The 7,698-nt window shown below is 36.1% G+C and carries 6 protein-coding genes; 3 read left to right on the top strand and 3 right to left on the bottom strand.

Annotated elements, in window-relative coordinates; translation table 11 throughout:
• Positions 1-27: 27 nt before the first annotated feature.
• A complete protein-coding gene (locus KO521_RS17905; RefSeq protein ID WP_215941272.1) occupies positions 28-1,362 on the bottom strand; it encodes a Kelch repeat-containing protein in 1,335 nt (444 codons plus the stop codon).
• Between the two features lie 454 nt (positions 1,363-1,816).
• Between KO521_RS17905 and KO521_RS17900 the strand changes: the two genes are divergently transcribed.
• The 3 genes from KO521_RS17900 to KO521_RS17890 are packed head-to-tail and all read left to right on the top strand — an operon-like array spanning position 1,817 to position 4,941.
• Positions 1,817-2,548: an acetyltransferase gene (locus tag KO521_RS17900; protein ID WP_215941271.1), complete on the top strand. Its 732-nt coding sequence runs from the start codon at positions 1,817-1,819 to the stop codon at positions 2,546-2,548.
• Positions 2,517-3,884 carry a CoF synthetase gene (locus KO521_RS17895; protein ID WP_215941270.1) on the top strand — a complete coding sequence of 456 codons (1,368 nt, stop codon included), beginning with the start codon at positions 2,517-2,519 and terminating at the stop codon, positions 3,882-3,884. Before KO521_RS17900 ends, KO521_RS17895 begins: the two co-directional genes overlap by 32 nt.
• Positions 3,885-3,900: 16 nt before the next feature.
• Positions 3,901-4,941: a sugar-transfer associated ATP-grasp domain-containing protein gene (locus KO521_RS17890; RefSeq protein ID WP_215941269.1), complete on the top strand. Its 1,041-nt coding sequence runs from the start codon at positions 3,901-3,903 to the stop codon at positions 4,939-4,941.
• A gap of 56 nt (positions 4,942-4,997) precedes the next feature.
• Here KO521_RS17890 and KO521_RS17885 read toward each other — a convergent pair whose 3' ends face one another.
• Both KO521_RS17885 and KO521_RS17880 read right to left on the bottom strand, forming a co-directional pair.
• Positions 4,998-5,636: a response regulator gene (locus tag KO521_RS17885; RefSeq protein WP_215941268.1), complete on the bottom strand. Its 639-nt coding sequence runs from the start codon at positions 5,634-5,636 to the stop codon at positions 4,998-5,000.
• A 2-nt stretch (positions 5,637-5,638) separates the two neighbouring features.
• Complete coding sequence (locus KO521_RS17880) at positions 5,639-7,555, bottom strand: tetratricopeptide repeat-containing sensor histidine kinase (protein WP_215941267.1); 1,917 nt, start codon at positions 7,553-7,555, stop codon at positions 5,639-5,641.
• Between the last annotated feature and the right edge of the window lie 143 nt (positions 7,556-7,698).

Here is a 7,698-nt window from a genome sequence, read left to right as displayed (position 1 = left end):
GCTTTTGTTTTATTGATTTTTAGAATGTTATTCAAATGTCCAAACATCGTTTTGAACATTATTTACTTCGCCTGTTCCTGCAATTACCCATGCCTTGTTTTTAAAGACAACCGAAGAATGCCTAAATCGTCTTGAAAATGGCGCCGCATTAATGGCTTCCGTCCATATTTTTCCATCTGTACTGAACCACGCATCATTTTTCCAATTAAATTCTTCATCAAGACCACCAATAACCCACATTTTATTATCGAATACGATGGATGTATGGGAGAATCGACCCGTAAAATCAGCATCTTTAGATAAAACATCCCAATTAATTCCATCTTTACTGAACCAAACATCACCCAATCTCTCATCTAATTTATTTCTTCCGCCAATAACATAGATTCCATCCTCAAAAGCTACCATAGAGTGCAAATTTCGAGCTTCAAAACCAGCATCTCCGGAAACCTCTTTCCAAGTAAAACCGTCTTGGCTTACCCAAACATCATTTTGTAGGTTATTGTCCGTATCAACTCCACCTATCAACCAAATCTTATTGTCATAAACTACAGAGGTATGTCCGGCCCTACCATTAAATGGGGCATCATTAACGACAACATTCCAAGTTTCACCATCTTTACTTGCCCAAACATCATTTTTAATTTTGCCCGTATCGTCAAAGCCACCAATCACCCACATCTTACCATCAAAAACTACCGACGAGTGAGCTGCACGCGCTCCATAATCTGCAGATTCCGTAGCGAGCTCCCAGTTTATACCATCTTCGGTAAACCAAACATCTTTAAATGGTACGGTACCCGCTCCTAAAATAGACCCTCCTATTACCCATATTCTATCTTCATATACGATTGAACTATGAAGCTGTCGTGCACTAAAAGCAGCATTAGCGGTTTCAGGAACATCATTAAAACGTAAGGGTCTGGTTGAAAAAGTTCTTGTATCACTCGTTACACTAGCTCCTTCAGAATCTCTTGCAACAACCTTCCAAGCGTATCCCTTCGTTAATTCTAGACGATCTTTGACCTCATAACTGTTGACCTCAATATCTTCTGCAAATACCTTATCCGCTGCATCACCTTCATCCAAGTATAAATCATACACAACAGTATCACCATCCGGGTCGGTACTAGCATTCCAGCTAAATATGGGTAAAACGTCTACCTCCACCGCGGCATCCGGCAGAACTACCAATTCAAACTCAGATGGAGCACTATTTTCTTCTTCGGCAACTTCCATATCATCCTCCGCATCAGCTTCAATAGCCTCTTCAATAGGAGCTGGAGGGTCATTATCATTTTTACTACAAGATAAGCTAAGCAAGAGAAAGGTAAAACAACTTAATTTCAGTAAGGTTTTCATTTTATTATAGTTTAAAAGTTATTCTCGCAAGGTATTCTGAGACTTATTCGAAACCTTCAGGGGATTCCCTGAAATAAAAATATCAGGGTTAACCCTGAAATGTTGGATAGGTAAAATAAGGTCCTTACTTAAATAGACTGTATTAAAATTCTATACTTCGTTTTCGCAAGTGGTTAGAAGGAACACATTACACCACAAATTGTTATTACCCTCCTACCAAATATTCCAAACTATTGATTTTAAGTGTTTTAAAAACTAGGGGTTAACCCTGATATAGAAAAATCAGGGAATACCCTTACGCTTTAGCACTTTTAAAGAAATACTTTAGTCATAGAAAATTGAGAAAAAATATAGCGATAGAAATGAGTACACAAAGTGCGGGTTGAAATTTACGATAACCCTATGATTACTTATCGCGAGAAGATGGTACCAACTAATACAAAACTCCGAGAACATGAAAAACATTTTAATAGTAGGCGCATCTGGACATGGGGGTATGGTTCTGGATTGCATTAACAAAAAAGGACAATATAATGTTCTAGGCTTTATAGATTCTTTTAAAAAAAAGGGTACAAAAAAATACGGGCTTGAAGTTTTGGGAACAGAGCTAGACCTTCCGTGGCTTGTATGGCGTCTAGACATACAAGGTGTTATTATAGCAATTGGAAACAATTGGACCAGAAAAATCATGGTGGATAAAATCAATACTATCTGCCCGCTGCTTGAAATGGTTACCGTGGTACACCCTAGCGCCATTATAGGCATGGGCGTCAAAATCGGAAAAGGAACCGTAATAGCACCTGGAGCCATAATAAATGCGAATTCCCAAATGGGTGATTATTGCATTCTAAACACCAATTCCTCACTTGGACATGACGGAATTATGGAAGATTTTTCCAGTATTTCTTCAGGGGTATGCACCGGAGGAAACCTTATGCTTGGCAAATATTCAGCTATATCCCTTGGGGCAAATGTTATTGAGAATATTTCTATTGGCAAACATAGTCTTATTGGTGCCGGTTCTCTGGTCATTAAAAATGTGGCATCATATTCCCTAACCTATGGAACACCAGCACGTTTTATTAGAAAAAGAAAAACGGGAGATGCTTATCTAAACGGGGATGCCAATTGTGGTCAGTCTTACGCTGTGCATAATGAAACTAATAAAAAATCTTATGTTCAATAGGGTGCATAACATAGAATTTTCAAATAAACCCACTACGTGGAGAAGTTCATTTTTTTGGCTACTGGACCAATTTAAAGGTTCCAAGATCCGTAAACATTATGATGCCATAAAACGAATAAACATAAACCATGAATCCGATTACGCCACGCAGCAACGCACTACCTATTTAAACCAGATTTTACATCATGCTGTAAAAACGGTACCCTATTATAAATTTTTGGGAATAACCGCCACTTCTCTCCAACATTTTCCGGTAGTAAATAAAAATCTGATCAAGGAAAATAGCAAATCATTTCTTTCCGAAAGTTACGTAAACAAAAAAACATTCAATGCCTCTACAAGTGGTTCAACAGGAACGCCTTTTACCGTAGTTCATGATAAAAATAAAAAAAGGCGCCATAAAGCCGATGTGCATTTCTTTTGGGAAACAGTTGGCCATACCTGGGGCCAAGGGTTCTATTATTTTAGAATTTGGAACAAACAGAACAGAAAGAGCAAATTCATTCAAAAAATACAGAACATTAGCCCAATAGAGGTTTTTAAACTAAGCGACAGTAAAATTAAGGAATTCCTAAACCGAATTATATTTGGCAATGCTCCCAAAAGTATACTTAGCTATGCCTCTGCGCTAGATGGAATTGTAAAATACCTAAAACGCCACCCAACCGATTTATCCGATGCGAAAGTCATCTCTATTATAGCCATGTCCGAATCATTGGACAACCCCACAAAAAATTATTTGGAAGTACATTTTGGTTGTCCCGTTGTATCTCGTTATGCGAATACCGAGAACGGAATGCTAGCCCAGCAAACCCCCTTCTTAGAAAACAATTTTCTTTTAAACCTAGCCAGTTATCATATTGAGATTTTAGATACTAACGCAGACATTCCGCTAGAAGATGGCAAAACGGGAAGAATTGTCGTAACCGATTTTTTCAACCGTGCCATGCCCCTAATACGCTATGATACGGGAGACCTAGGAGCTATGAAAAAAATAGAGATAAACCGAAACATTCATTACGTCCTAAGTACTGTTGAAGGTCGAAAAATGGACGCTATATTCAACACTAAAGGCGAACCTATTTCTCCTTTTACCCTCACTAATAATATGTGGAAGTACAATAGATTAAATCAATACCAATTCATTCAGAAAGGTAAAAATAATTATGAATTTATACTGAACGTACAAACTAGTTTTACGCGCGAAAAGGAATTGATTAATGAGTTTAAAGGCTATCTGGGCAGTAATGCCAACCTGGCCGTTACCTATGTAGATGAAATACCGTTGCTGTCTTCCGGGAAACGAAAAAAAGTACTCAACCTAACCGAAAAATAACTTAACAAAAAATACAATGGCAATACACTTTACCAATCCAGGAAGGATCAAAGTATTCCTTAAAGACCCGGAAAAAAAGGGTTTTTTAAAAATTCTTAAAGAGGTATTCGTACTCTGGACCACCAGAAAAGAAGTGCCTATGTACTATTTTAAGCATCTTTATAAAAAAGAAGTTAAAAATTATAAGGATTATTTAAGTACTGACTTAAACAATCGGATACAGCGCAGCCCAAAACTTAACAAGCAAGAATACACCTCCATATTAAATAACAAACTGAATTTTGCTCTTTATTGTGAAAAGCATAAACTAGCAACCCCAAAACTTATTGGTCACAACTTTGGCAAAAGCTTTTTTTTAGAGAATGGCATTTGTGAAATTTCTACATTAAATCAATTGATGCAAGCTTACGAAGCCGTATTTCAATCTACACCCGCCAAAGCAATTTTCTTTAGACCGTTATCACTTTATGGTGGCAAAGGCTGTTTTAAATTAAGTAAAGAAAACTTGCAAAAAAAATTACAATTAGAATATGAAAATCTTATAAGCGGTAATTATGCACATACCGAAGTTATAGCTCAACATCCTGAAATCAATGCTATTTACTCAAAATCCATAAACACCCTTCGTATACTAACGCATATGGAAAACGGAGAAGTGGATATTATTACTTCTAGCATGCGTTTTGGTGCAAAAGGCAATGTTGTAGACAATACTTCATCGGGAGGACTTACCATAGGTATCAACCAAAAAATAGGTACTTTAAAACAAACTGCCTATTTTGATATAGAGTTTGGCGGCGAACAAACAAATAAACATCCTGACACAGATTTTGTATTACAAAATTTTAAGATTCCTTACTATAAAGAAGCCTGTAAATTGGTAAAGAACGCATCAAAACACATTCCTAATGGAATGGTTGGTTGGGATGTGGCCATCACTCCTTACGGGCCAATTCTTATAGAAGGAAATGAAGACCCTAGTCTTTATATAAGCGACATACTAGAAGGAGGACTTTTAAAAAATTCTAAAATGTTAAAAATGATAGCTAGGATTTAATAGGCAAAAGCATATTTTAAATAGTAAAGTTAGGAATGCATAAGAAATGAAGATGTCTAATTTTTCAACAACCCCTTTTCCATCGCGATTTTTATTAGCCCAACACTGTTACGGGCACCTAACTTACTAATAAGATTCATGCGGTGGGTTTCCACGGTTTTGGAACTGATACAAAGTTTATCGGCAATTTCGTTGGTAGTGAGTTCTTCTGAAATCGCAGTCAATACTTCTTTTTCGCGGCGGGTAAGTTTAGGAATAAAAGAACTTGCTTTCTTCTGGCCCAATGAACTTTGGAGTAGCTTTTTCTGAATGTCTTTTTGCAAGTACTGCCCACCATCCAAAACAGTTTTAAAAGCAGTAATCAATTCTTCTTTACTCGTATTTTTCAAAAGATAACCACTAGCTCCGTTGCTCAAAATTCGCTTTACAAAAGCAATCTCGCTAAAACTACTTAATGCGATGATTTTTAATTTTGGAAACGACCCCATTAACTTTTTACATAAATCTATACCGTTACCGTCCGGTAGATTAATATCCAACAAAAGTATATCAGGTTGCTGTTTTGATAGTCCTTCAATGGTTGTTGCAACACTGTTATATTTGTATGATATGACCATATCCGGTTCATACCTGAGCATGGTTTCTATGCCCTGTACCACCATTTGGTGATCATCCGTAATAGCTATGGTTATCATGGTTATTTGGTTTTGGTATCCATTGTAATGGTATATGATGTCCCTTTTTCATTGGAAACAAAATCTATGGTAGCATTCAAATAATCTACCCTAGATTGTACGTTTTGCATGCCAATACCATCGCTTTTTACCGTTTTAGGGTCAAAGCCCTTACCATTATCCTCAACAGTAAGTTGTAGCGTATTTTTTAAATGACTCAGTTGTACATTAATTTCATTGCCCTGGGCATGCTTAATACTATTGGTTACCAACTCTTGTATAATTCGGAATAGATTAGCTTCTTGTTTCTTATCTAAGTTGATCTGCTCTCCTACGTGTTGAAAACTTACTTCAGCTTTGTGGATACTATCCATACTCTGGCAATACTCCTCAACCGCCTCCAATAAGTTAAAGTCTTTTAAAGAAGGGGGCACCAGATTATGTGAGATGGCACGCACCTGTTCACAAGAATTATCGATCATGGTAACGGCTTCTTTGATTACCGTATTGTTCATCTCTAGCAAAGAAGAGAGTTTAAATTTAATAGCCGAAAGATCACCATTTACCCCGTCATGAAGCTCTTTGGCAATACGCAAGCGTTCTTTTTCCTCACCTTCCATTAAGGATTCCAAGGTTTTTACTTCTTGTTCTCTTTCAATAGATACCAACTGCTGCTGCATACGCTTTTGGCGTTGGTTGAAAGAGAACCACAATAATATAGATCCAAAAAGGAGGGAAACGATCAATAGGGTCATAGTTCGGGTTTTTGATTTGCTTTCTGTTAAGGCTAGTTTTTGTTCTGCAATTTCTTTGTCTTTTTTTTCGGATTGGTATTTTGTTTCGGCATTGAAAAGCATTACTTTATTTTTATCTGAATCTAAAGAATCTCTTATGTCTTTATATCGGGTAAAATATTCATCAGACTTATCGTAATTTCCTATCATACGTTCTGCTTTTGACCAGTTATCATAAGCGAGTTCGCTTATTTTTCCTTCAAGTGTATTTGTTTTTTGTTCTTCAAACTTTTTAAAGCTTTTTATCGCTTTTTGAGGTTCTCTAGCAAGAACATAGTGCTTTCCCAAATAAGCATAAACAAACATAATGTCGGCTTGTATACCACGTTGCACAGCATATTTTAATGATTCCAAAAATGCTTGCTCAGCCTTGTAAAATTCCTTTAGCTTATCATGATATTCTCCTTTTCTAATATAAGTATTATAGCAAACCATATTAGAACCTGTTTCTTCGCAAATTTGTTCTGATTTAAAAAGATATTCCTCCGCCAATTCAAGATCTCCATCTTTTAATGCATACATTATAAGACTATTAAGTACGTACCCTGTAAAAACCTTTTCACCAGAAACTTCTCCATTGTTTAAGGCCTGTCTTAAATATTTTACCGAAAGACTGTCAAAACCAGTATTACTGTATATCACCGCCAAATTAAATTGTGATTTACCTATGTCAAATTTATCATCAATCGACTCCCTGAATTTTAAGGCTCTCAGGTTATATGAAATCTTTTCCTCAAGTTCTGTGGTCTCATTTAATACTGTAGCGTAACCTGACAAAATTTTAGCAAACTTTTTTGCATCCTTTATACTATCTGTCAAGGTCAAGGCTTTCTGATAATACTCTTTTGCTTTTTTTAAGTCTCCTGTATTGTCATAGTAGAGTGCTAAGTAATAGCACACAGCATCCAATAAATAATTATCATTTAACTTGGACAGTTTTTCAGCCTCGAAGGTGTATTTTTTGAGACTGTCCAAACTAAACCCACCAAATCTTCCCGCTAACGCGAAATTGGTTTTAATTCTAACTGTATCGTGAATTTCAGTAGTTTTCAGTATGACTTTCAAACTATCAATCTCCTTCGTCTGCCCAAAACCAAAACCTGAAAACAACAATAAAATAATACAAACGGATAGTAATTTTTTCATAAAGGTTGGTTTTCAGGTTCTTAAAGATATTGATTTTCTTAAAAGCATTGCTAATCAACCCTTTTGACCGTAAAAATTTTATAGTACACCGTTTGTTTTCATGTTATAAAATTCAAAATCATAAGCAGTAATATGATATAAAA

It is taken from the genome of Zobellia uliginosa (assembly GCF_018860745.1).
Lineage (GTDB): Bacteria > Bacteroidota > Bacteroidia > Flavobacteriales > Flavobacteriaceae > Zobellia > Zobellia uliginosa_B.
Note: the sequence above shows the minus strand (reverse complement) of the source record. Positions and strands in the feature narration are given on the sequence as shown.

What these genes read in the sequence shown, in the direction of transcription:
- KO521_RS17900 (WP_215941271.1), top strand. Translation starts at nt 1,817, where the DNA reads ATGAAAAACATTTTAATAGTAGGCGCATCTGGACATGGGGGTATGGTT.
- KO521_RS17895 (WP_215941270.1), top strand. Translation starts at nt 2,517, where the DNA reads ATGAAACTAATAAAAAATCTTATGTTCAATAGGGTGCATAACATAGAA.
- KO521_RS17890 (WP_215941269.1), top strand. Translation starts at nt 3,901, where the DNA reads ATGGCAATACACTTTACCAATCCAGGAAGGATCAAAGTATTCCTTAAA.
- KO521_RS17905 (WP_215941272.1), bottom strand. Translation starts at nt 1,362, where the DNA reads ATGAAAACCTTACTGAAATTAAGTTGTTTTACCTTTCTCTTGCTTAGC.
- KO521_RS17880 (WP_215941267.1), bottom strand. Translation starts at nt 7,555, where the DNA reads ATGAAAAAATTACTATCCGTTTGTATTATTTTATTGTTGTTTTCAGGT.
- KO521_RS17885 (WP_215941268.1), bottom strand. Translation starts at nt 5,636, where the DNA reads ATGATAACCATAGCTATTACGGATGATCACCAAATGGTGGTACAGGGC.